The organism is Polynucleobacter asymbioticus (genome assembly GCF_018687575.1).
In the GTDB taxonomy this organism is placed as follows: domain Bacteria; phylum Pseudomonadota; class Gammaproteobacteria; order Burkholderiales; family Burkholderiaceae; genus Polynucleobacter; species Polynucleobacter asymbioticus_C.
The window spans coordinates 1,605,601-1,627,158 of sequence record NZ_CP061297.1 but is presented as its reverse complement, the minus strand read 5'-3'; the positions used below and the strand labels follow the sequence as shown (position 1 = coordinate 1,627,158).

Genomic DNA, 21,558 nt, shown 5'->3' with positions numbered 1-21,558 from the left:
TCAGATTTTACGGGATAAGGCGTTTAGAGCAGACGTAGCGCCAGAATCGCAACAATTGTTGGCGGAATAGCGGCCAGGAACAGCAAACCCGCAGAAACTGCTGCATTTGGGAAGTAACTGCGCAAAATAGCCAGTCCAGCAGGATTGGGAGCATTTGCGATCACGGTTAAGCCACCACCCGCTACTGCGCCGCCAACTAATGCCAGCTTGAACTCTGGTGAAGTGCCTTGCACCAATGAGCCTAAATAGGTGAGTGCCGCATTATCGGTAATTGCCGTTAATGCCAGGCTGCCATAGAACACAGCAGTGGGACTCATGGTTTCAAGGATCGGCTGAAGCCACCAACCTTGTAAGGCGCCCAAGACAACTAATCCACCTAAGAAGAATCCTACTAGCAAAGCTTCACGCAAGATGAGTGGGCTTTGATGTTTTGGATAAGCGGTGGTGTAGCCAATAAAAAAGAGTAGCAGCCACATGAAGATGACTGGGTCATGCGCGAAGCCCACAATACCTAGCAAAAATAAAAGGTGAATTACTGTAATGGTGAGCGGAATACGCACGTGACCAGATTTGCTGCTAGGTTCAACAAGTTGCTTGTGAAAGAGTAGGGTTATGACGCCAGCATTAATAAAAATAGCGACCATTGCTTCAAGGCCAAAGTTCGCAAACATAAAAGCAGTGCTCCAGCCCCATGTAGATGCCACCATGAGTACTGGCGGCGCAGCAAAATTGGTGAGTGTGCCACCGATTGAAATATTGACGAACAGAACACCTAGAGTGCCAAATAACAGCGATGTAGAGCATTTATGGCGATAGACTAGGTCGCGCAATAAAAAAGCGGCCAGCGTCATTGCAGCAGGCTCAGTAATCAGTGAGCCTAATAGCGGCGTGATGCTGAGGGTTAAGAAATATAGTGTTGGCGCTTGTTTGGTGCGCAAGACCAATTGAATTGCCTTACCGAGCTGATAAAGAAGTTGAGTTGCAAAATGCAGAATAGGCTTGCTACCTGCAACCACCATAATGGCAAACACAAATAGCGGCTCTGTAAAGTTGCGTTTATTGGCGTACTCTTTTGCTGTGGCGAGATCGTTTGCAAGCCACATAAAAATAATCAGAATAGCTGCCCAAAAACCAAAGACGATTTCTACCTCGCCGAGGAGGTGCCACAGACCAGCATGTCTTGGAGATTTTTTAGCCAGGGTTTCAAAATACGAAGTGCAAAAGGTATGCAGCACCGCGATAGCAAAAATAATGCTTGCACCAAGCTCTGTGGGGGTAAAGTTCATGGGTACATATTATCAGGGCAGCATCAAGAATTCGCCCTTAACAGCAAGTAAATAAAAGTATTAGTAATTTAGGAGATTTGGATGAAATTGAAATTAGGCTATCAAGAATTAATTGCCAATGCGATGGCTCAAATTGAGACCGTTCCATTGGAGCAAGCGCAAAAATTCTTGGATGAGGAAAACACGGTGTTTGTGGATATTCGGGATGTGAGGGAGTTGGAGCGCGATGGCATGATTCCAGGCGCCATTCATGCACCCCGAGGCATGCTGGAATTTTGGGTTGATCCAGAAAGTCCTTATTACAAGCCGGTTTTTGGAGAGGGTAAGCGCTTAGTGCTCTATTGCGCTTCTGCTTGGCGCTCCGCTTTGGCCACAGAAACCCTCCAAAAGATGGGGGTTCCTGGGATTTGTCACCTTGAGGGTGGCTTTAGCGCCTGGAAGAAGGCTGAATTGCCTGTTGCGGAAAAGCATGCAAAGCCACACCCAGGATAAATTTCCAACGTCATAGACCTTGAAATGTATTGAATGGCCCCCATTTACTGGGGGTTATGTTGATTAATGAAGAGGGTATTTGTATGACTGTAGCCAGTAAAGAAACCTTAGGCTTTCAGGCCGAGGTAAAGCAACTTTTACAACTCATGATTCATTCCTTGTATTCCAACAAGGAAATTTTTCTACGTGAATTAATCTCCAATGCATCCGATGCTTCAGACAAGCTTCGTTTTGAAGGGATCGAGCATCCTGATTGGTATGGCGATGATCCGGATCTGAAGATCAAGGTCAGCTTTGATAAAACCGCTAGAACCGTCACCATTTCGGATAACGGCATTGGAATGAGTCGCGATGAAGTGATTTCCAACTTGGGAACAATCGCTCGCTCTGGTACGAAAGAATTTTTCTCTAAGCTCTCTGGCGACCAACAAAAAGATGCCGCTTTAATTGGGCAGTTTGGTGTGGGTTTCTATTCGGCTTTTATTGTGGCGGATCGCATTACCGTTGAGACTCGTCGAGCTGGCCTACCGGCCACCGATGGAGTTCGCTGGGAGTCCGATGGCTCAGGCGAATTTACAGTAGAAAGTATTGATCGACCACAGCGTGGGACTGCGATCACGATGCATCTGCGTGAAGGTGAAGATGATTTCCTCTCTACCCATAAACTCAAGTCAATCATTCGTAAGTATTCCGATCACATCTCTTTGCCTATTCAGATGAATAAAGAAGAGTGGGATGCGGATAAAAAAGAGCAAGTCATCAAGGATGAGCTCGAGAGCATTAATCAATCCAGCGCTTTATGGGCCCGCTCTAAATCTGACATTACAGAAGAGCAGTACGACGAGTTTTATAAGCACCTATCACATGACTATGAAAACCCCTTGTGCTATTCATTAAACAGAGTTGAAGGTCGCAGTGAATTTACGCAGTTACTCTATGTGCCTGCACGTGCGCCATTTGATTTATGGGATCGCAATAAGCGTGGGGGTATTAAGTTATATGTGAAGCGGGTATTCATCATGGATGATGCTGAGCAATTAATGCCGATGTACCTGCGTTTTGTTACTGGAGTGATTGACTCAACTGATCTGCCTTTAAATGTCTCCCGTGAAATCCTGCAGGAATCACGTGATGTCAAAATTATTCGAGAAAGCTCCACCAAGCGTGTGCTGAGCATGTTGGAGGATTTGGCAAATAGCGACGATGAGATCAAAAAAGAAAAGTACCGCACCTTCTGGACTCAGTTTGGGCAGGTGCTTAAAGAGGGTGTTGGTGAAGATCAAGCCAATCAAGAGCGTATCCTCAAGCTCTTGCGTTTTGCAAGTACACATACGGATTCTGCAGATCAGACAGTTTCTTTGGCTGAATACATCTCACGTATGAAGGAAGGTCAAGACAAGATTTATTACGTCACTGGCGACACTTTTAATGCTGCGAAAAATAGTCCGCATTTAGAAATCTTCCGCAAAAAAGGTGTTGAGGTTCTGTTGCTCTCCGATCGAGTTGACGAGTGGATGCTTTCTTTCTTCACTGAGTTTGAAGGTAAGTATATGACTTCGGTCGCCAAGGGTGGACTTGATCTCGGTAATCTCAGCGATGAGAAAGAAAAGAAAGAGCATGAAGAAACCGAGAAGAGTTTCAAAGATTTGCTTGATCGTATGAAAGCGACCCTAGACGATAAGGTTAAAGATGTGCGCGTGACCTTCCGCTTGACTGATTCTCCAGCATGTTTAGTCTCTGATGAGAATGAGCTCTCTGGAAATTTATTGCGCATGCTCAAAGCAGCGGGCCAGCAGGCGCCAGATACCAAGCCTATTTTGGAGATTAATCCAGAGCATCCTTTGCTCCTCAAACTGAAGTCGGATGATCTGCACTTTGATGAATGGACTCAGGTTTTATTTGATCAGGCGCTCTTGGCTGAAGGCGGCCAGTTGAATGATCCGGCTGCATATGTAAAGCGCATTAATCAGTTACTACTTTCTTAATCAACAAGACTTAAAAAGGAAAACCCGACCTGCGTCATGCAAGTCGGGTTTTTTGTTTTGCTGCAACTAGAACTTATCTAGCTTGTACAGCTACCCCAGTATTACTGAGGAGCTTTAGCAGGTTGATTATTTTTGCCCGCATTGTATCCAGAGTTGTACTCAGCAGCCTGATCTTTTTTATAGGCATCGTATACATAACCAGATGCTGCGCCAACTGCTGCGCCACCAACTGCACCCCAGATTGGGTTGCCGTGGAAAATGGCTGTACCCACTGCACCAGCAGCTGCGCCGATACCAGCACCGGATAAAGTACGTTGTTCTGTATTGCTCATGTTGGAGCAACCTGCGATTGCTAGAGTTGCAGCAGTAATAGCGATAATTTTTTTCATGTCAGCTGTTCCTTATATATAAATTGAATTGGCTAAATATCTTTTGTTATTTTTTGGCGCAAGGAAAACGTGATGCCAAGAAGCCCAAGAAAACACCTGCCGCTGGTTTCTCAGCAGTCTGTTGATTGGTTTGAGCAAATTTTACAAAGTCACCAATTACTTCGTCACGTGACGGTGCTGGTTGCTTTACGCAAATGTATGCCTTGGCACGTTGTGGGTGACGTGTTGCTAAATAAGTGTCGTAAATCGCAGTTGTATAGCCTACACAAAAGCTGCGTGACTCTGGGCTCGCAGGTAATTTGCAGACATTGACAAGCTCTTGAGTGCTCAAAACTTGCACTTTTTCTTGGGCCTGGGCTAAGCCAGAAAATGCGCCGAGAGCGGCTAATAGAACTAAAACTTTTTTCATGGGTTCTCCCTTGGGTGTATGTAAATTTCATAATAAACCATGTTGAGGGCATTAAATTGCACTAAATAAGTGCATTATTGCTGGGCATCCACCTCTAAATTCCCCATAATGATGCAAAAAATATGGGGAGTTATTCAGTGGAAACTTTGAAATCAGGCAGCGATGTCTTGTTTATTTTGCTCGGTGCCATCATGGTTTTAGCCATGCACGCGGGGTTTGCATTTCTTGAGCTAGGCACTGTTCGCAAAAAGAACCAAGTCAATGCCTTAGTGAAAATCTTGGTCGACTTTGCAGTGTCTACTATTGCCTATTTCTTCATTGGCTACAGCATTGCCTACGGCGTCGACTTTTTCTCTGGTGCTGAGCTATTGGCTGAGAAAAATGGCTATGAACTCGTTAAGTTCTTTTTCTTGCTGACCTTTGCTGCTGCTATCCCTGCCATTATTTCTGGCGGTATTGCTGAGCGCGCGAAGTTCAACCCTCAATTGATTGCTACCTTTATTTTGGTAGGCTTCATTTACCCCTTCTTTGAGGGCATCGCCTGGAATCAACATTACGGCATCCAGGCATGGATCAAGTCACTGACTGGTGAAGAGTTCCATGACTTTGCGGGTTCGATTGTTGTCCATGCAGTGGGTGGTTGGATTGCGTTACCAGCAATCATCCTGTTAGGTGCACGTCGTGGTCGTTACACCAAAGATGGCAACGTTGCAGCCCATCCTCCTTCAAGCATTCCCTTCTTGGCATTGGGTGCTTGGATTCTGGCGGTAGGTTGGTTTGGATTTAACGTTATGAGTGCACAGACTATCGATAAGGTCAGTGGCTTGGTAGCTATGAATTCTTTGATGGCGATGGTTGGCGGAACTTTGGCTGCATGGATTATCGGTCGTAACGATCCTGGCTTTACATATAACGGCCCTTTAGCTGGCTTGGTGGCAGTTTGCGCTGGCTCAGATTTGATGCACCCTATGGGCGCATTGGTGGTGGGCTTAATCGCTGGCGCCCTGTTTGTGTACATGTTTACCTTAGTGCAAAACCGCTGGAAGATTGACGATGTGTTGGGTGTGTGGCCGCTACATGGTCTCTGTGGTTTGTGGGGTGGATTGGCTGCCGGTATCTTTGGAACAAAAGCGCTTGGTGGTATTGGCGGCGTGACTTTCTTGGGACAACTCATTGGTAGTGGCTTAGGAGTAGCCATTGCCTTGATTAGTGGCTTTGTGGTCTATGGACTGCTCAAGGCGGCTTTAGGTATCCGGATGTCACAAGAGGAAGAGTTTGAAGGGGCAGATTTGAGTATTCACCGCATTTCTTCCACGCCTGATCGTGAGCCTAATTGGTAAGCTTTCCTAAATATAGCCGTTACCTATAATGAGTCATGGCTATATTTGAACTAGATGGAAATGCTCCCCGCTTAGCGGAGGGAGCTTGGGTTGCCGAGAGCGCAGAAGTAATCGGTCGGGTTGAGCTTCATGCGAACGCGAGTGTCTGGCCTAAGGTGGTTATCCGTGGCGATAACGACCTGATTCAAATTGGCGAGAGTAGTAATGTGCAAGATGCCTCAATTCTGCACACTGACCCTGGCTATCCCCTCATTATTGGTAAGCAAGTTACTGTTGGACATCAAGTGATGCTTCACGGCTGTCAAATTGGCGATGGTAGTTTGATTGGCATTGGGGCGGTCATTTTGAATGGCGCCAAAATTGGTAAGAACTGTTTAGTTGGGGCTGGCGCATTAGTCACAGAAGGCAAAGAATTTCCTGATGGTTCGATGATTTTGGGTTCGCCTGCTAAGGCAGTCAAAACGCTGACACCAGAGCAGATTGCAGGCATTGAAGATATCGCTGGTCGTTATGTCAAAAATGCGCAGCGATATCAGCAAACCCTGAAAAAGATCTCCTGACCTTCGCTGCACTATTGATCTGATGGTGGGGGAGGATTTGAACCTTCCGCATCGATTTGATTTTCCCAAGAGGCATTAATAAATGCTGGTAGCTGCATGCATTCATTAAATATCTTCATCAGCGTTGGATAGGCTTTCATATCCATCTTTACACTGAGTGCATTAAATATTTGTGGCACCAAGAAAATATCAATCAAGCCGGGTTGATCACCATAAGCAAAACGGCCCACTCTCTTATCTGCACTTAATTGTTTTTCTAGGCTATCTAAACCTACAGTCATCCAATGTTGACTCCAGGCATCTTTTGCCTCTGCACTCACGCCTAAGGTTTTCATGAGGTAGCGCAACACTCTCAAATTATTCAGCGGATGAATTTCAATTGCAATGTCCATTGCTACTGCGCGAACCCATGCTCGATCAATTGCAGACTGAGGTAATAGCGGCGGATTTGCTTGAATCTCATCAAGGTATTCGATGATGGCAAGCGATTGGTGGATGGTGTGAGTGCCATCGGTATAAAGCGGTACTAAACGATTGGGATTCTTCCTTGCATATTCAGGGGCGCGTTGTCCGCCACCCTCTTTGAGAAGGTGTACTGGGATAACTTCATATTCCATGTCTTTTAAGTTAAGCGCAATGCGCACCCGAAAGGCTGCTGAGCTACGCCAAAAACTATAAAGCTGAGTATTCATAAAGATTCCTTGATGTCATTACCCTCAGTATATTCAGGGCTTCATTGATTGGCCGGAGTCGGTGATTTAGACTAGATGCCATGGATCAAATCAACTTCTGGATTGGAATGATTGCCACAGTCGCTTTTGCAGTGACTGGGGTGCTGGCTATTGCCGATCGCGGCGTTGATCTTTTTGGTGTGCTGGTATTGGGTGTGATTACCGCCATTGGCGGCGGAACTCTGAGAGACATCATTTTAGAAGTGCCCGCTTTTTGGTCGATTGCTCAGATTTATATTTGGGTGGCATTGGGCGCATGCATAGTGACTTTTGTAGCCGAATCTTTTTTTACGCAACCTCAGATTTATCGATGGATGCTGTATATCGACGGCCTTGGCGCTGCCTTGTTTGGAATTCAGGGGGCCGATAAGGCTTGGAGCCTGGGCTTTGGCTTGCCAGTTGCACCAGTAATCTTGGGGGTTGTCACTGCGATTGGCGGCGGCTTACTGCGTGACATCTTGGCTGGTAGAAAAACTTTATTGATGTCGCATGAGCTGTATGCAATTCCTGTCACATTGGGTTGCTGTATCTATATCCTGATTCTCAATTTCTTCCCTGAGTTCACGCTTGAGGGATCAGTGATTTGTATGCTCGCTATTTTTGGATTACGCGCAGCTGCTATTCACTGGGATCTGCGCGTACCCAAATTGTTTATTACTAAAACGCGCTAACAGCGCCATCGCTGCGAGGATCCCAGCCACCATGCAGCGTGCCGGATGGGTCACGAATAATACAACCCGCATGGCCAACAGTTTCATCAAAGGCATCGAGCATTTCAATTTCGTGTCCCAGGGCGTGTAGTTCTTTGGCAACCCATGGACTAAAGCGTGACTCTAATTTAAGGCTGTCACTAGTTTGACCCCAGGTTCTACCAAGCAGCCAACGTGGGCGGCTAATCGCATCTTGTGGATCAAGACCATATGTCGCCGTGCGGGTAAAGACGGCGCACTGCGTTTGGGGTTGGCCATCGCCACCCATCGTGCCGTACACCATAGACCGACCATCCTTAAATAGAGCCATGGCTGGGTTCAATGTATGGAATGGTTTGCGATAGGGTTCAAGGTGGTTGAGTGTTTTTGGATCTAGCGAGAAGCTGCATCCGCGGTTCTGCCAATTCACACCAGATTTAGGTAGCACGATGCCGGCACCAAACTCGTGATAAATACTTTGAATGAAGGAAACGCAATTTCCATCTCCATCAATTACGCCCATCCAAATCGTATCTGCAGGCCCTTTGCCTTGACCCCAAGGTAAAGCTTTTTCAGGATCAATATTTTTTGCCAACTTCTTTAAAAAGGCGGGGGACAAGAAAGATTGAGCATGCTTTGTCATATAGGCGGGATCAGTCACATATTGATCTCTGACCATGAAGGCTTGTTTAGTAGCCTCAACACAATGATGAACATACTCAGCGCCATCAACCTTAAAGCGCTTGAGATTGAGTTGATCCAAGATACCAATGATCATTAAAGACACAACGCCTTGGGTTGGCGGGGTCATGTTGTAGACATTGCCCATGCTGTGTTTGAGTTCAAGCGGATCAATCAGTTTGGCTTGATGGCGATGAAGATCCGATAACCTAAGAGGGCTGCCGATTTCCGTGAGCTCCTTAGCAAGTAATTCAGCTAAATCACCACGGTAATAATCTTCTGTGCCCTTACGAGAAATTTGGCGCAAGGTTTTCGCAAGACGTTCTTGCTTGAAGATGCTGCCTACATTAGGTGCTTGGCCATCAGCTAGAAATGTTTCAGCGAATCCGGGAATATCACTCAGCTCAGCTCGTTTTTTGGCGGTGAGGCTAGATTGGCTATAGGTAACCGGAACCCCAGCTTCTGCATAGTGAATCGCATCTGCCAGTAGGCGTGAGAGGGGGAGTTTGCCGCTGAGGCCCTGTTGCGAAAGCTTTTGTGCGGCACCCCAGCCAGAAATAGTGCCAGCAACTGTATTGGCTGCAATAGCACCTCGAAAAGGAATGGCTTTAGTGATTCCGCGCTCGGCGTACCACTGCTTAGTTGCTAGGCCGGCAGCTGCACCGCAGGCATCAATTCCGCCCATGGCTTTACCAGGGGAGTGAACCACCCAGAAAGAGTCTCCACCAATGGAGTTCATGTGGGGATAGACAACTGCAATTGTGGCGGCTGCAGCAATCATGGCCTCAAGTGCATTGCCGCCTTCGCGCAGGACTGCTAAAGCAGATTCAGATGCCAGCGAGTGTGGCGCTACCGCCATACCTCGAATACCCCATTTTTGTTGCATGATTTTTGGTTCCAAATAATGAATGCGTTGTTTTGGTATTAGACGCTAAGCTAATAAATGTTGCTTTATGGCCTCTAGTTTGCAGTTTTATCGGGAAAACCCCGATCCAATTTGATGGGGAATTACCCTAACTAGTGGATTTCTTTGAATTTTTTCAAAGCATAATCGTCCCGTTGTTTTTCATTTAATAAAAATAGTTAGGAGCTACTGATGTCAACATCAACTAAAGCAGCCCCAATGACCGCTGAAGAACGCAAAGTTATTTTTGCTTCCTCTTTAGGTACGGTTTTTGAGTGGTACGACTTTTATCTTTACGGTTCATTGGCTGCCATTATGGCCAAGCAGTTTTTCTCAGGCTTAGATGCTGGCTCAGCCTTCATTTTTGCTTTGTTAGCATTTGCTGCCGGCTTTATCGTTCGCCCATTCGGCGCTTTGGTATTTGGTCGCTTAGGTGATTTGATTGGTCGTAAGTACACCTTCTTGGTGACGATCCTCTTGATGGGTGGCGCAACCTTCGTCGTAGGTTGTTTGCCTAACTATGCAACTATCGGTGTTGCTGCCCCAGTTATCTTGATCGCATTGCGTATGCTTCAAGGTTTGGCTTTGGGTGGTGAGTACGGTGGTGCTGCTACTTACGTTGCGGAGCATGCTCCTCACGGTAAGCGTGGCGCGTACACAGCTTGGATTCAGACAACAGCTACTCTTGGCTTGTTCTTGTCCTTGTTAGTGATTTTGTTCACACGTGAATTCACTGGCGCAGACTTTGATGTCTGGGGCTGGCGCGTTCCATTCCTTCTCTCAATCGTATTGTTGGGCGTTTCTGTTTACATCCGTTTATCGATGAACGAATCTCCAGCATTTAAGAAGATGAAGGAAGAGGGCAAACTTTCTAAAGCGCCTTTGACAGAATCATTCGGTCAATGGAAGAACTTGAAGATTGTTATCTTGGCATTGTTTGGTCTGGTTGCAGGTCAAGCGGTGGTTTGGTACACAGGTCAGTTCTACGCTTTGTTCTACCTCACTCAAGTGTTGAAGGTAGATCCTAAGACTGCGAACTTGTTGATTGCTGCTTCATTGGTAATCGGCACACCATTCTTCGTGATCTTCGGTACTTTGTCAGACAAGATCGGCCGTAAGGTCATCATCATGGGTGGCTTGTTGCTCGCCATCATTCTGTACATCCCGAACACACCAGTTTCCTTGTTCAACGGTTTAACTCACTTTGCTAACCCAGCGTTAGAAAAGGCGATGGCTACTGCACCAGCAAGTATTACTGCTGATGTAAACGAATGTACTTTCCAGTTCAACCCAACAGGTACTGCGAAGTTCACAAGTTCTTGCGACATTGCAAAGCAAGTTATGGCTTCTAACTCTGCAAGCTACACAACAATCCCTGGCCCAGCCGGCGGTACTGCTGTTGTGAAGATTGGCGATACAGAGATTCAGGGTTACTCTGCAAAAGGTCTAGCTCCAGCTGATGCAAAAGCAAAAGATGCTGAGTTCAAGAAAGCGATTCGTGAGGCATTGAATGCTGCTGGTTATCCTGCAAAGGCTGATCCTGCTGGCATCAACCATGCTGCGATTCTTGGTATTTTGGTAATTTTGGTGATCTTGGTAACCATGGTTTATGGCCCAATTGCTGCGATGTTGGTTGAGATGTTCCCAACCCGTATTCGCTACACCTCTATGTCTTTGCCATACCACATTGGTAACGGTTGGTTCGGTGGCTTGATGCCAACAATCGCCTTTGCCTTGGTTGCGCAAAACGGTAATATTTACTACGGTCTCTGGTACCCAATCATCATCGCTGCGGTGACATTGGTAATCGGTACACTGTTTATTAAAGAAACCAAAGACGTAGACATTTACGCTAAAGACTAAGCTTTACTAGGCTGTTTCAAAAACTAAACCCGACCACGATGTGGTCGGGTTTTTTTATTGCTAAAAATTCAGTACAGCGATTAATCCCAAAGATCTTTTTGATTGCCTCGATTAAAGAGCGCTAGGTTTTGATCCGCAATCGAGGTCACTCTTTGGCCTGGCAGAACAGTGATTGCGGCGCCTGCTGCGAGAAGACCAGTTTGATTTACACGTAGATACCACCCACTAAAACCGGATTGCAGCATGGCTTTGGCTGCGCCCTTGTAGTGCATCTTGGCATTGAACTTAAAGCAGGGTTCACGAAGTTTGACTACGGTAAATTGAAGTTCACCAATCTGCATTTGGTCCCCGACAAATACCTCCGTTTCCAGCAAGCCTTGAATGGTGAAGTTTTCACCGAAAGCTCCCAGCGCTAGGTCAACGGGCTTCTTAGTCTCACGAGAAAGTAATTCATTCCAAAAAGCATAGTGCTCAACTGGATATACATAAATCGCTTTTTCTATTCCACCATGCACTGAGGGATCTGCCTGCTCATCGCCGGCAACACCAAGTCGAGTAATTTCAACGGGAGTGGGGGAGGCAAGATTGCTAATCGATTGTTTATGAATGGCTGAGGCTACTTGTGAGTAATTTGGGTGATGCGATCCAAAGAGTGGCATGACTTTGCCAGAAGATATGGAGAGAAGTTGCATAGGTGTAGATGACTGATAAGATGAAATAATCAAACTAAGAAAGTGAATAATGCCTCTTTATAGATTATTGGTGGTGGCAATTCTTTATGCGCTGAGCAGCCAGACTGCATTTGCTAAGTGGGATGAGGAGCGGGACGTCACTACTAACGGCAAGGATGAGTTGGTTTATTACTTCAAGACCAATGAGCAGGGGCAAAAATTGGTTTTAGATAAGTACGTCAAGCGGCTGATTTTTATTCAGCCTGACCGTCTTTATAAGCGTACTATTCGTATGATCAAGGTGGATGGACAGTCTATCGAGGTGATGAGCGATCCTTTTTCACGCTATCCGGAGCAAACCGCCATCATTTTTGAGAACAAAGATGAAGTGCTAAAAAAGCTCTTTCTGGCTAAGAAAATCGAGGTTTTTGTCCGCTATAACCGGGATGATGCGATAAGCGTCTTTCAGATTAAGTAAATCAACCCCTTTTGGTTTAGACAGAAGGCGTCTGATCATTTACAATTACGAGTTCGGCGAATTAGCTCAGCTGGTTAGAGCGACGGAATCATAATCCGCAGGTCCGGGGTTCAAATCCCTGATTCGCCACCATATCAAAAGGCCATTGCCCACCGGCAGTGGCCTTTTTCTTAAGTAATGTCACTCGGGTTCGATTGATGGCTAAATTTTGGAATTTCGTCTTTTTCCAAGCTGGTTGGTTTGCTTGCGTCATTGGTGCAGCCAATCAACAGGTCTTTTGGCCTGTTGTTGCTACTTTGGCCTATCTTGCAATTCATGTCTGGTTTGCGCCACGACCTCTTGCGGAGCTAAAACTGCTCCTGAAGGCAGCCTTATTTGGGGCGGTAGTCGACACTCTCATTGCTTATTGGGGTTTCTTAAACTTTGAGAATTCCTGGCCTAGTGCCTACCTCTCGCCAGTATGGATGTGGACTCTTTGGGCCTTAGTCGCTAGCACCATTAATAGCTCTTTGGCTTGGTTACGAGGTAGATCCATCCTGGGAGTGGTTCTGGGTGCCATTGCCGGCCCTATGTCTTACGAGGCTGGGGTCAGAATGGGTGCGGGGGCGTGGGGCGTCAACGGCCAAATCGGCGGCCTTGTTCTGCTTGGACTGGCCTGGGGAGTTGCCATACCCCTCTTTTTTTACTGGGATCGCACCTCAATCAACGATGGCCTAGTAAAAAATCCGTAAATTCCTGTAAAAAGCCGCTTGCAAATAATACTGTTTTTATATACAGTAACTTCTGAGTTGTTGAAAAGCACAAAAACTTCGGGAAATAGCCCAATACATAGCGAAAAGGAATTAAAAAATGGCCTTGGATGATAAGAAAAAATCAGCCTCATCAGAATTTGACGGCATGAGCGGAGACAAGCAAAAGGCATTGACTGCAGCCTTGGCGCAAATTGAGAAGCAATTTGGCAAGGGCTCAATCATGAGATTGGGCGATGCAGAGATTCATCAAGATATTCAGGTCGTTTCTAGTGGTTCATTGGGTTTAGATATTGCACTTGGAGTTGGCGGTTTAGCCCGTGGGCGCGTGATTGAGATTTACGGCCCAGAATCTTCAGGTAAGACAACATTAACTTTGCATGCCATTGCAGAGATGCAAAAGATTGGCGGAACTTGTGCCTTTATTGATGCTGAGCACGCCTTAGATGTTCAATATGCTTCACGCTTAGGTGTGGACGTCAATAATTTATTGATCTCACAACCAGATACTGGTGAGCAAGCCTTGGAAATTGCTGACGCTCTAGTGCGCTCCGGTTCCATTGACTTGATTGTTATTGACTCTGTAGCGGCCTTGGTGCCAAGGGCGGAGATTGAGGGTGATATGGGCGATTCATTGCCAGGTCTCCAGGCCCGCCTGATGAGCCAAGCCTTGCGTAAGCTGACTGGCGCAATCAAGCGTACCAATACAACAGTGATCTTTATTAACCAGATTCGTATGAAGATTGGTGTGATGTTTGGTTCACCTGAGACAACTACTGGTGGCAATGCACTCAAGTTTTACGCTTCTATGCGTTTGGATATTCGTCGTATCGGTAGTATCAAGAAAGGCGATGAAGTGGTTGGTAACGAGACCCGCGTGAAGGTTGTAAAGAACAAGGTATCCCCACCATTCCGTGAAGCCATCTTCGACATCATGTACGGCGCTGGAATTTCCAGAGAAGGCGAAATTATTGATATGGGTGTTGAAGCCGATATCGTTGAAAAGTCTGGTTCTTGGTATGCCTATAACGGTGATCGCATTGGTCAAGGAAAAGATAATGTGCGCGAGTTCTTAAAAGAGAACCCAGCTATTGCTCAAGACATTGAAGCCAAGATTCGTGCGAAATTGGGCGTCAAGGCTGGTACAGCAGTGGTGAGCGACGTTTTGAGTGAAGAAGAGGAAGCGTAATTCTTCGATGTCAGAATTAGGTGGCACCGTTAAAGGAAGTAAAAAACAAAGCCCGAGTCTCAAAGCTCGGGCTTTGCGGCTTTTGTCTATGCGAGAGTACAGCCGCAAGGGGCTGGCAGCGAAACTAGAAGAGTCAGCGGCAAGGATGCTGAAGTTGAAGTCCTCCGAGGAAGATTCCGGGGAAATTGCCCCAGCTATTCCTATAACCGCCCAGATTGAGGCTGTTTTAGATGATTTTGAGGCTCGTGGCTGGCTTTCTGATCAACGCTTTGCAGAAGCTCTGGTTCGCCGCCGCAGCGAGCGCTTTGGTACCCGAAAAATACAGGATGAACTTGCACAGGCTGGGGTAGATAGCTCAAAGACGGCCGATCTACTCAAAAATCTTAAAGAGACTGAATATCAACGCGCCCATGAGCTATGGCTGCGTAAATTTGGTGCTTTGGCAACAGAGCAAAAGGAGCGTGCCCGTCAATACCGTTTTTTGGCCTCCAAGGGATTCAGTTTGGATGTTGTTTCTAAGGTGGTCGCCGGACGCCCAGACTAGGGCAATTACGGAGCAGATAGGCCATGTTGCCGCATTGCAGCATGATAGACTTATGGAGTCGGCTAAACCCCTCCCATTTATTCAGATAAACCGCTTTTGGGTTGTTTATTGGGTAAATAGGTGGTCAAGGAAAAACCGGTTTTACTAATCCTCATCGCTTGCAAAAGATACCGTTTCGGGAGTAATAATGAAAATTCATGAGTACCAAGGCAAAGAATTACTACGCCAATTTAATGTGCCTGTTCCAAATGGCATCCCTGCATTTAGTGTTGATGAGGCAATTAAAGCCGCTGAAAAATTAGGTGGCCCAGTATGGGTTGTGAAAGCTCAAATTCATGCAGGTGGTCGCGGTAAAGGCGGCGGTGTGAAATTAGCACGCAGCATGGACGAAGTGAAAAAGTACGCTTCTGAAATTTTGGGTATGCAGTTGAAGACCCATCAAACTGGTCCAGAAGGTCAAAAAGTAAATCGCCTCTTAATTGAAGATGGCGCAGATATTAAAAAAGAGTACTACTTCAGTATCGTTACTGACCGTGGCACACAAAAGAATGTGATCATGGCTTCTAGCGAAGGCGGTATGGATATTGAAGAGGTTGCAGAATCTCACCCAGAAAAAATTATCAAAGTGTTTGTTGATCCATTGATTGGTTTAACTGACGCTGATTGCCAGATCATTGCGAAAGGCATCGGAGTTCCAGATGCGTCTATTCCAATGGCTAGTGATGTGTTTAAGAATTTGTATAAGACCTATTGGGAAACCGATGCTTCATTGGTTGAGATCAACCCATTGATTCTCGAAGGTAATGGCAAGATCAAGGCGCTTGACGCTAAATTCAATTTCGATCCGAATGCTTTGTATCGTCATCCAGAAATCGTGGCTTATCGCGATATTGATGAAGAAGATGCAGCTGAGATCGAAGCTTCTAAGTTTGACTTGGCCTACATCTCACTTGACGGCAACATTGGTTGCTTAGTGAATGGTGCTGGCTTAGCAATGGCTACGATGGATACGATTAAGTTGTTTGGCGGCGAGCCAGCAAACTTCTTGGACGTTGGTGGTGGCGCGACTGCAGAAAAAGTAACTGAAGCATTCAAAATCATGCTCAAGAACAAGAGTGTTGAAGCAATTTTGGTCAATATTTTCGGTGGCATTATGCGTTGCGATGTGATTGCTGATGGCGTAGTAACAGCATGTAAGGCTGTGAACTTGACTGTGCCTTTGGTTGTGCGCATGAAGGGTACCAATGAAGAGTTGGGCAAGAAAATTCTTGCTGACTCTGGTTTGCCAATCATTAGTGCCGATTCAATGGCAGAAGCTGCTACTAAGGTAGTTGCCGCTGTTGCGAAAAACAAATAATCAAGGAACTTCAATATGTCTATTTTGGTAAATAAAAATACTAAAGTAATTACTCAAGGTATTACTGGTAAGACTGGTCAATTCCACACTGAGAAGTGCCAGGAATACGCAAACGGAAAAAACTGTTTTGTAGCTGGTGTAAATCCTAAAAAAGCAGGCGAGTCTATTTTCAACATTCCAATCTATGGAACTGTAAAAGAAGCTGCTCAGCAAACTGGTGCAACCACTTCTGTAATTTATGTTCCACCTCCTGGCGCTGCTGCTGCAATTTGGGAGGCTGTTGAAGCTGACCTCGATTTTGTGATCTGTATTACTGAAGGCATTCCAGTCAAGGACATGCTAGAAGTGCGCAATAAGATGACTGCCAAAGAAGCAGCTGGTGGTAAGAAGACTTTGCTGCTTGGCCCAAATTGCCCTGGAATCATCACGCCTGACGAAATCAAGATCGGCATCATGCCTGGCCATATTCATAAAAAGGGTCGTATCGGTGTAGTTAGCCGTTCTGGCACCCTGACTTATGAAGCGGTTGGTCAATTGACAGCAATCGGTTTAGGTCAGTCCACAGCGGTAGGTATCGGTGGGGACCCAATCAATGGCTTGAAGCATATTGATGTGATGCGTATGTTTAATGAAGACCCAGATACCGATGCGGTGATCATGATTGGCGAAATCGGCGGTCCAGATGAAGCTGAAGCTGCTCGTTGGTGCAAGGCCAATATGAAAAAGCCAGTTGTTGGCTTTATCGCTGGTGTAACAGCGCCTCCTGGAAAACGCATGGGCCACGCTGGTGCATTGATTTCTGGTGGTGCCGATACAGCAGACGCCAAGCTGGCTGTTATGGAGGAATGTGGCTTTAAAGTAACAAGAAATCCATCAGAAATGGCAGCTTTGCTCAAAGCCATGTTGTAATTACGCTTTAGGAAAAGGATGCCTGATAGCATCCTTTTCTGTAGCACCTGTGGTTAAAACATAAAAATATAAGAGGATGACATGGAGTTTTTAACAATGCTAGATTGGTCTGTCGTTGCGCAGATCATCTTGATCGATATTCTGTTGGGCGGCGATAACGCGGTAGTGATTGCTTTAGCTTGCAGAAACCTACACCCTAATCAGCGTCGTAAGGGTATCTTATGGGGAACAGCTGGCGCAATTATTTTGCGTATTGTGCTGGTTGCCTTCGCGGTAACTTTGCTGCAAATCCCTTTCTTGAAGTTTGTTGGTGCTCTTGCACTCCTGTGGATTGGTTACAAGTTAATGGTAGATACAGGTGGTGATGAGGGTCATGATCTTCAAGCGCCTGACAAGCTATTTGCAGCCATCAAGACCATCATCATTGCGGATATTGTCATGAGTCTAGACAACGTTCTAGCGATTGCAGGTGCAGCAGGTCAGGTAGACGATCAAGCCCATCAGCTTGGCTATATTGTTTTCGGTTTGTTGGTTTCTGTGCCGCTCATCATTGGTGGCAGCCGTATCGTTTTGTACCTCATCGATCGCTTCCCGATCATTGTTACGGCTGGTGCTGGCTTACTAGGCTGGATTGCTGGCGGCATGATGCTTTCCGACCCTGGTGTGATGAAGTTCTTTGGGGCTGGAGTCGAAAGCTATAGCTTGCTAGCAGGTGCTGTAGGTGCTATCGGCGTTATGGCTCTTGGAGAGCTTGCGAAGCGGAGCAGTAAAAAAGCGTAATTGTTTCCTTTCGTATTAATCAGAAAAGCCGGCCTTAACAGCCGGCTTTTCTTACATTTGGACGTCTTGAGTGTGTTGGGTATAGACTGGATGATGAGGCATTTAAACCTCAGGAGCTCATGAATATGTCTACACAAGATCAGCAGCAAGAGTCTGGATTTACCTTGATTGAAGTAATGGTGGTAGTTGCCATCATTGGCATTCTGGTAGCGGTAGCCGTTCCTCAATATCAAGATTACATTGCTCGCAGCCGCGTCGTGGAGGGTATGAATCTCTCCTCAAGCGCAAAGCTGGCTGTCACAGAAGCTTTTGCTAGTAGAGGCACTGTGCCAATGGATGATGCAACCCATGGCTCCTTTACTTTTGTACCAACTCGAAGTGTGAAGTTAATTGAGATCACACCATCCGGTGCTATTGCCATCGACTTTCAGAATAACGTCGCCCCGGAAAATAAAAATACCTTACATCTCATTCCCACAAATAATCCAGATGCCAACATACCCAAAGCAATTGATTTATCCAAGCCAGAGGGATCGACTTGGGCTGGCGGTTGGTCTTGTCGCTCGAGTGAAACAAATCTACTGCCTCAGCTATTGCCTTCTGAGTGCCGCATCACGAAGTAATCTAGTGATTAGTGCTCTATAAGAAATCAAGCCACCCTAGGGTGGCTTCATCATTTCAATCGAGTAGCTAATAAATTAAGCCTTCCACTCCCCAGATTTCCCACCACTCTTCTCTAGTAGATGGACATCACCCATCACCATACCTCTATCTACTGCTTTGGCCATATCGTAGATTGTGAGGAGGGCGACTTGGACTGCGGTGAGGGCTTCCATTTCTACGCCAGTAGGGCCAGTGGTCTCGGCTCTGACTTGGCAGGTAATACTGCTGGCATCTTTGTTGAGAGTGAACTCTAGGCTCACGTGTGTCAAAGCTAGTGGGTGACAGAGTGGGATTAAGTCGGATGTCTTCTTGGATGCCTGAATACCTGCAATTCGGGCGATACCCAAAACATCCCCTTTTTTATGGGTACCAGCTTCGATCATTCCGAAGGTCTCTGGGAGCATGGTGATTTTGCCTGTAGCAATGGCAATCCGGTGGGTATTGGGCTTGTCTCCAACATTAACCATATGGGCTTGGCCACTGGCATCAAAATGAGTTAGTTTGTTCATGGGATAAGTTTTACCATATAGGGATGCAAGTCATAAAGACATCACATAAATCATCGCTATTTAAGCAAATTTTGGCAGGCCAGCTCATTCTGAGCTTAGCCTGCCCTAGTGCCAGCTTGGTCTACGCAGCTGGACCTGCGCCTTCCTTGGTAACAGGTGATGTGTCGGTTCAAGGTGAGTCGGCAGCTTTACAAAACCTGGGTAGAGCGGTTCAGTCGCCTGATGCCCGCTCCTCGAATCTGCCGTCACGTAATGCACCTCAAATCCAACCAAGCTTTGTGCTTCCAGATATGGGTGATCCTGGTGGCGATACCTTAAGTCGGATGGATGAGAAAAAATATGGCGAGATGATCATGCGCCAGATTCGTCCGGATGCAGATTATTCGAATGATTTACCAATCTATGATTTTTTAAACCAGATGGAGCGACGGCTATTGCAAGCTGCAAAACGCTTGCAATTAGGTGGTGCTAATGAGCAGGGTAGTGGAGCCTATAACTTTGAGGTATTCGCTGTTAAAGACAGCAGTATTAATGCATTTGCATTACCAGGTGGATTTATTGGCTTTCACACGGGATTACTAGTTAGCGCCGAGACTGACTCTGAGGTTGCTTCAGTCATGGGTCACGAGACAGGCCACGTGTTACAGCGCCACCTAGCGCGACAAATGGATAAGCAGACCACCAATACTATGATCGCTCTTGCGGGCATATTATTGGGCGCTTTAGCTGCCTCACGTAATCCAGGTGCAGCATCTGGCCTGATGCAGGGCGGTCAAGCAGTGGCGGTAAATAACCAACTCTCCTACTCAAGAGATGCCGAGCGCGAAGCGGATCGAATTGGTTTTCAGATTCTGGCAGCGAGTGGTTATGACGTAAATGGTGCCCCAGGATTTTTTCAGCGCTTACAAAAAGCCACGGGCATCATGGACAGCGGCGTACCATCCTATGTACGTACCCACCCTCTAACCACCGATCGTATTGCAGATATGCAAGATCGTGCTCGTAATATCGCCAACAAAAATGTATCGACGGCAGTAGAGTTTTATTTCATTAAAGCACGTGCTCGCATGGAGCAATCCGGAAGCTCGAGTCAGATGTATGACTTAAAAAATACCTTTGAAGCTTTAAGCAAACAGTCAGCCCCAGGAAAGCAGATGGAAGGCTTTTATGGACTTGCGCTAGTAGCTCAAAAGCAGGGCAAGTTTGATCAGGCTGCAGGCTTTTTACAGCAAGCGCGCAATTTAGCTAACAACGCCAGTGCACCGGGCTCACCAATTCAGCGGCAAAGTCTTTCCCTGGACATTACAGCCTCCGAGTTGGCATTGGCGAGAGGTAAAAACGAGGAGGCCCTGCAAATTGCTCAGGCGACTTTAAAAGCCTACCCACAATCCTATGCTGCTGGAGCAGCAATGATGAATGCCTATCTCAAGCTAGGTCGTACTAATGACGCCATTGCCTGGTTAAAAGCGCGTACTAGGTTGCAGCCCAATGAGGTCGTGTGGTGGACCATGCTATCGAATGCCTATGACCAAGCAAAGAACGTGCCAATGCGCCATTACGCTCTTGGAGAAAAGTATGCGCTCGAGGGCGCTTGGCCTTCTGCCATTGAACAACTCAAGATTGCTCGATCTTCTGGCGGGGTAGATTTCTATCAAGCCTCCAGCATCGATGCACGTCTTCGAGAAATGCAAAAGCAATATCAAGAGGAGTTGAAGGAGCAGGGTAAAAATATGCCCGGCTAATTAATTGCTGGGTACTTTCATGAAGTGAAAGCGCTCACCCAGTTCGGTTGAGTGGATAGGTTCAATTGGTAAATCTTTTCCATTCCACTGCCAAGAGCCTCTAAAGCTACAGGCATCCTCTAGTACTTTCGATTGATCTGAGAATAAATCTAAATCATGATCATGAAGTAGTGCAACCGATAGCAATTCTGTCCTATTAAATATCGCACTCTCGATTTGATCAGAGAGTGATTGCGGAATGAATCCAGTGATATAGATATTGCCTTTTTCATCACTCAGGGCGCCCTGCGGTTTTATCTCTGTGCCACACTGGGTTAATAGCTGAGGACCATTTTCAGTGGGAATGATTCTAACAATGAATGGCGTTGCATCCAGTGTAATGAAAACCCGCTGAGGCCCGTTCTGAAAAAAATATCTACCCAAAGAATCGCAAGCGTAATTTCTGGAGATGAATTCATTGAGAGCAGTATGCTGAATGACGCTTCCCGCTAATTGATTGGCTTGTGCGAATTCATCACGCATACGCCATTGCCCACGACGATCAAGTGCTAGCCAGCCAAAGCAGTGGGGAACATTGGGCCACTTAATGAGAGACCTTAGAACTTGCTCATCCATGAGATAGCACTCTTTGCACCATT

23 protein-coding genes and 1 tRNA gene are annotated in these 21,558 nt (G+C 46.4%); 16 read left to right on the top strand and 8 right to left on the bottom strand.

What is annotated here, in order from left to right; translation table 11 throughout:
• Nucleotides 1-23: 23 nt before the first annotated feature.
• Complete coding sequence (locus AOC19_RS08170) at nucleotides 24-1,286, bottom strand: putative Na+/H+ antiporter (RefSeq protein ID WP_215375846.1); 1,263 nt, start codon at nucleotides 1,284-1,286, stop codon at nucleotides 24-26.
• A gap of 81 nt (nucleotides 1,287-1,367) precedes the next feature.
• On the opposite strand from AOC19_RS08170, the gene AOC19_RS08165 reads away from it, so the two are divergent.
• Together AOC19_RS08165 and htpG are read left to right on the top strand one after the other, a co-directional pair.
• Nucleotides 1,368-1,778 carry a rhodanese-like domain-containing protein gene (locus AOC19_RS08165; RefSeq protein ID WP_215375843.1) on the top strand — a complete coding sequence of 137 codons (411 nt, stop codon included), beginning with the start codon at nucleotides 1,368-1,370 and terminating at the stop codon, nucleotides 1,776-1,778.
• Nucleotides 1,779-1,861: 83 nt separating this feature from the next.
• Complete coding sequence (htpG, locus tag AOC19_RS08160) at nucleotides 1,862-3,763, top strand: molecular chaperone HtpG (protein ID WP_215378241.1); 1,902 nt, start codon at nucleotides 1,862-1,864, stop codon at nucleotides 3,761-3,763.
• A 101-nt stretch (nucleotides 3,764-3,864) separates the two neighbouring features.
• On the opposite strand, the gene AOC19_RS08155 is transcribed toward htpG, so the two are convergent.
• Nucleotides 3,865-4,152, bottom strand: a complete 288-nt coding sequence (locus AOC19_RS08155; RefSeq protein ID WP_215375840.1) for a glycine zipper domain-containing protein — start codon at nucleotides 4,150-4,152, stop codon at nucleotides 3,865-3,867.
• 46 nt (nucleotides 4,153-4,198) lie between these two features.
• On the bottom strand, nucleotides 4,199-4,561 hold the full coding sequence (locus AOC19_RS08150; protein WP_215375838.1) for a Rap1a/Tai family immunity protein: 363 nt from the start codon (nucleotides 4,559-4,561) through the stop codon (nucleotides 4,199-4,201).
• 122 nt (nucleotides 4,562-4,683) lie between these two features.
• On the opposite strand from AOC19_RS08150, the gene AOC19_RS08145 reads away from it, so the two are divergent.
• On the top strand, nucleotides 4,684-5,901 hold the full coding sequence (locus tag AOC19_RS08145; RefSeq protein ID WP_435367670.1) for an ammonium transporter: 1,218 nt from the start codon (nucleotides 4,684-4,686) through the stop codon (nucleotides 5,899-5,901).
• 35 nt (nucleotides 5,902-5,936) lie between these two features.
• On the top strand, nucleotides 5,937-6,461 hold the full coding sequence (locus AOC19_RS08140) for a gamma carbonic anhydrase family protein (RefSeq protein ID WP_215375832.1): 525 nt from the start codon (nucleotides 5,937-5,939) through the stop codon (nucleotides 6,459-6,461).
• Between the two features lie 11 nt (nucleotides 6,462-6,472).
• On the opposite strand, the gene maiA is transcribed toward AOC19_RS08140, so the two are convergent.
• The gene (gene maiA, locus AOC19_RS08135) at nucleotides 6,473-7,153 is read right to left on the bottom strand and encodes a maleylacetoacetate isomerase (protein WP_215375829.1); all 681 of its coding nucleotides are present in this window, start codon (nucleotides 7,151-7,153) and stop codon (nucleotides 6,473-6,475) included.
• Nucleotides 7,154-7,233: 80 nt separating this feature from the next.
• Here maiA and AOC19_RS08130 point away from each other — a divergent pair, with 80 nt between their 5' ends.
• Entirely contained in the window at nucleotides 7,234-7,863 is a 630-nt protein-coding gene (locus tag AOC19_RS08130) for a trimeric intracellular cation channel family protein (RefSeq protein ID WP_215375827.1), read from the top strand.
• Here the strand turns inward: AOC19_RS08130 and AOC19_RS08125 are convergent.
• Nucleotides 7,850-9,448, bottom strand: coding sequence for a gamma-glutamyltransferase family protein (locus AOC19_RS08125; protein WP_215375824.1), 1,599 nt, complete (start codon nucleotides 9,446-9,448; stop codon nucleotides 7,850-7,852). The two genes, AOC19_RS08130 and AOC19_RS08125, sit on opposite strands and share 14 nt — an antisense overlap.
• 210 nt (nucleotides 9,449-9,658) lie before the next feature.
• On the opposite strand from AOC19_RS08125, the gene AOC19_RS08120 reads away from it, so the two are divergent.
• On the top strand, nucleotides 9,659-11,329 hold the full coding sequence (locus AOC19_RS08120; protein ID WP_215375821.1) for an MFS transporter: 1,671 nt from the start codon (nucleotides 9,659-9,661) through the stop codon (nucleotides 11,327-11,329).
• 80 nt (nucleotides 11,330-11,409) lie between these two features.
• On the opposite strand, the gene AOC19_RS08115 is transcribed toward AOC19_RS08120, so the two are convergent.
• A complete protein-coding gene (locus AOC19_RS08115) occupies nucleotides 11,410-12,021 on the bottom strand; it encodes an MOSC domain-containing protein (protein ID WP_215375818.1) in 612 nt (203 codons plus the stop codon).
• Nucleotides 12,022-12,070: 49 nt separating this feature from the next.
• On the opposite strand from AOC19_RS08115, the gene AOC19_RS08110 reads away from it, so the two are divergent.
• The 9 genes from AOC19_RS08110 to AOC19_RS08070 all read left to right on the top strand — a co-directional run bounded on the left by AOC19_RS08110 (nucleotide 12,071) and on the right by AOC19_RS08070 (nucleotide 18,629).
• Nucleotides 12,071-12,478, top strand: coding sequence for a hypothetical protein (locus AOC19_RS08110; protein WP_215375816.1), 408 nt, complete (start codon nucleotides 12,071-12,073; stop codon nucleotides 12,476-12,478).
• A 55-nt stretch (nucleotides 12,479-12,533) separates the two neighbouring features.
• Nucleotides 12,534-12,610, top strand: a tRNA-Met gene (locus AOC19_RS08105).
• 65 nt (nucleotides 12,611-12,675) lie between these two features.
• Entirely contained in the window at nucleotides 12,676-13,209 is a 534-nt protein-coding gene (locus tag AOC19_RS08100; protein WP_215375812.1) for a DUF2878 domain-containing protein, read from the top strand.
• A 124-nt stretch (nucleotides 13,210-13,333) separates the two neighbouring features.
• Nucleotides 13,334-14,416 (top strand): recombinase RecA, encoded by a 1,083-nt coding sequence (gene recA / locus AOC19_RS08095; RefSeq protein ID WP_370624697.1) that lies wholly within the window; start codon nucleotides 13,334-13,336, stop codon nucleotides 14,414-14,416.
• A gap of 7 nt (nucleotides 14,417-14,423) precedes the next feature.
• A complete protein-coding gene (recX, locus tag AOC19_RS08090; protein ID WP_215375806.1) occupies nucleotides 14,424-14,960 on the top strand; it encodes a recombination regulator RecX in 537 nt (178 codons plus the stop codon).
• A gap of 187 nt (nucleotides 14,961-15,147) precedes the next feature.
• The gene (sucC, locus tag AOC19_RS08085; RefSeq protein WP_215354929.1) at nucleotides 15,148-16,317 is read left to right on the top strand and encodes an ADP-forming succinate--CoA ligase subunit beta; all 1,170 of its coding nucleotides are present in this window, start codon (nucleotides 15,148-15,150) and stop codon (nucleotides 16,315-16,317) included.
• Nucleotides 16,318-16,332: 15 nt separating this feature from the next.
• The gene (sucD, locus tag AOC19_RS08080; protein ID WP_015421981.1) at nucleotides 16,333-17,226 is read left to right on the top strand and encodes a succinate--CoA ligase subunit alpha; all 894 of its coding nucleotides are present in this window, start codon (nucleotides 16,333-16,335) and stop codon (nucleotides 17,224-17,226) included.
• 81 nt (nucleotides 17,227-17,307) lie between these two features.
• The gene (locus AOC19_RS08075) at nucleotides 17,308-18,006 is read left to right on the top strand and encodes a TerC family protein (protein WP_215375803.1); all 699 of its coding nucleotides are present in this window, start codon (nucleotides 17,308-17,310) and stop codon (nucleotides 18,004-18,006) included.
• 125 nt (nucleotides 18,007-18,131) lie between these two features.
• Nucleotides 18,132-18,629: a pilin gene (locus tag AOC19_RS08070; RefSeq protein ID WP_285896591.1), complete on the top strand. Its 498-nt coding sequence runs from the start codon at nucleotides 18,132-18,134 to the stop codon at nucleotides 18,627-18,629.
• A gap of 75 nt (nucleotides 18,630-18,704) precedes the next feature.
• Here AOC19_RS08070 and moaC read toward each other — a convergent pair whose 3' ends face one another.
• Nucleotides 18,705-19,178 (bottom strand): cyclic pyranopterin monophosphate synthase MoaC, encoded by a 474-nt coding sequence (moaC, locus tag AOC19_RS08065; protein ID WP_215375797.1) that lies wholly within the window; start codon nucleotides 19,176-19,178, stop codon nucleotides 18,705-18,707.
• A gap of 23 nt (nucleotides 19,179-19,201) precedes the next feature.
• Here moaC and AOC19_RS08060 point away from each other — a divergent pair, with 23 nt between their 5' ends.
• Nucleotides 19,202-20,920 carry a M48 family metalloprotease gene (locus tag AOC19_RS08060; RefSeq protein WP_215375794.1) on the top strand — a complete coding sequence of 573 codons (1,719 nt, stop codon included), beginning with the start codon at nucleotides 19,202-19,204 and terminating at the stop codon, nucleotides 20,918-20,920.
• Here AOC19_RS08060 and AOC19_RS08055 read toward each other — a convergent pair whose 3' ends face one another.
• A complete protein-coding gene (locus AOC19_RS08055; protein WP_215375792.1) occupies nucleotides 20,921-21,535 on the bottom strand; it encodes a DUF2946 family protein in 615 nt (204 codons plus the stop codon).
• Between the last annotated feature and the right edge of the window lie 23 nt (nucleotides 21,536-21,558).

Bases quoted from the DNA above. Each gene is read 5' to 3' on its own strand.
- AOC19_RS08170 (WP_215375846.1), bottom strand. From the start codon at position 1,286: ATGAACTTTACCCCCACAGAGCTTGGTGCAAGCATTATTTTTGCTATC.
- AOC19_RS08165 (WP_215375843.1), top strand. From the start codon at position 1,368: ATGAAATTGAAATTAGGCTATCAAGAATTAATTGCCAATGCGATGGCT.
- htpG (WP_215378241.1), top strand. From the start codon at position 1,862: ATGACTGTAGCCAGTAAAGAAACCTTAGGCTTTCAGGCCGAGGTAAAG.
- AOC19_RS08155 (WP_215375840.1), bottom strand. From the start codon at position 4,152: ATGAAAAAAATTATCGCTATTACTGCTGCAACTCTAGCAATCGCAGGT.
- AOC19_RS08150 (WP_215375838.1), bottom strand. From the start codon at position 4,561: ATGAAAAAAGTTTTAGTTCTATTAGCCGCTCTCGGCGCATTTTCTGGC.
- AOC19_RS08145 (WP_435367670.1), top strand. From the start codon at position 4,684: ATGGGGAGTTATTCAGTGGAAACTTTGAAATCAGGCAGCGATGTCTTG.
- AOC19_RS08140 (WP_215375832.1), top strand. From the start codon at position 5,937: ATGGCTATATTTGAACTAGATGGAAATGCTCCCCGCTTAGCGGAGGGA.
- maiA (WP_215375829.1), bottom strand. From the start codon at position 7,153: ATGAATACTCAGCTTTATAGTTTTTGGCGTAGCTCAGCAGCCTTTCGG.
- AOC19_RS08130 (WP_215375827.1), top strand. From the start codon at position 7,234: ATGGATCAAATCAACTTCTGGATTGGAATGATTGCCACAGTCGCTTTT.
- AOC19_RS08125 (WP_215375824.1), bottom strand. From the start codon at position 9,448: ATGCAACAAAAATGGGGTATTCGAGGTATGGCGGTAGCGCCACACTCG.
- AOC19_RS08120 (WP_215375821.1), top strand. From the start codon at position 9,659: ATGTCAACATCAACTAAAGCAGCCCCAATGACCGCTGAAGAACGCAAA.
- AOC19_RS08115 (WP_215375818.1), bottom strand. From the start codon at position 12,021: ATGCAACTTCTCTCCATATCTTCTGGCAAAGTCATGCCACTCTTTGGA.
- AOC19_RS08110 (WP_215375816.1), top strand. From the start codon at position 12,071: ATGCCTCTTTATAGATTATTGGTGGTGGCAATTCTTTATGCGCTGAGC.
- AOC19_RS08100 (WP_215375812.1), top strand. From the start codon at position 12,676: ATGGCTAAATTTTGGAATTTCGTCTTTTTCCAAGCTGGTTGGTTTGCT.
- recX (WP_215375806.1), top strand. From the start codon at position 14,424: ATGTCAGAATTAGGTGGCACCGTTAAAGGAAGTAAAAAACAAAGCCCG.
- sucC (WP_215354929.1), top strand. From the start codon at position 15,148: ATGAAAATTCATGAGTACCAAGGCAAAGAATTACTACGCCAATTTAAT.
- sucD (WP_015421981.1), top strand. From the start codon at position 16,333: ATGTCTATTTTGGTAAATAAAAATACTAAAGTAATTACTCAAGGTATT.
- AOC19_RS08075 (WP_215375803.1), top strand. From the start codon at position 17,308: ATGGAGTTTTTAACAATGCTAGATTGGTCTGTCGTTGCGCAGATCATC.
- AOC19_RS08070 (WP_285896591.1), top strand. From the start codon at position 18,132: ATGTCTACACAAGATCAGCAGCAAGAGTCTGGATTTACCTTGATTGAA.
- moaC (WP_215375797.1), bottom strand. From the start codon at position 19,178: ATGAACAAACTAACTCATTTTGATGCCAGTGGCCAAGCCCATATGGTT.
- AOC19_RS08060 (WP_215375794.1), top strand. From the start codon at position 19,202: ATGCAAGTCATAAAGACATCACATAAATCATCGCTATTTAAGCAAATT.
- AOC19_RS08055 (WP_215375792.1), bottom strand. From the start codon at position 21,535: ATGGATGAGCAAGTTCTAAGGTCTCTCATTAAGTGGCCCAATGTTCCC.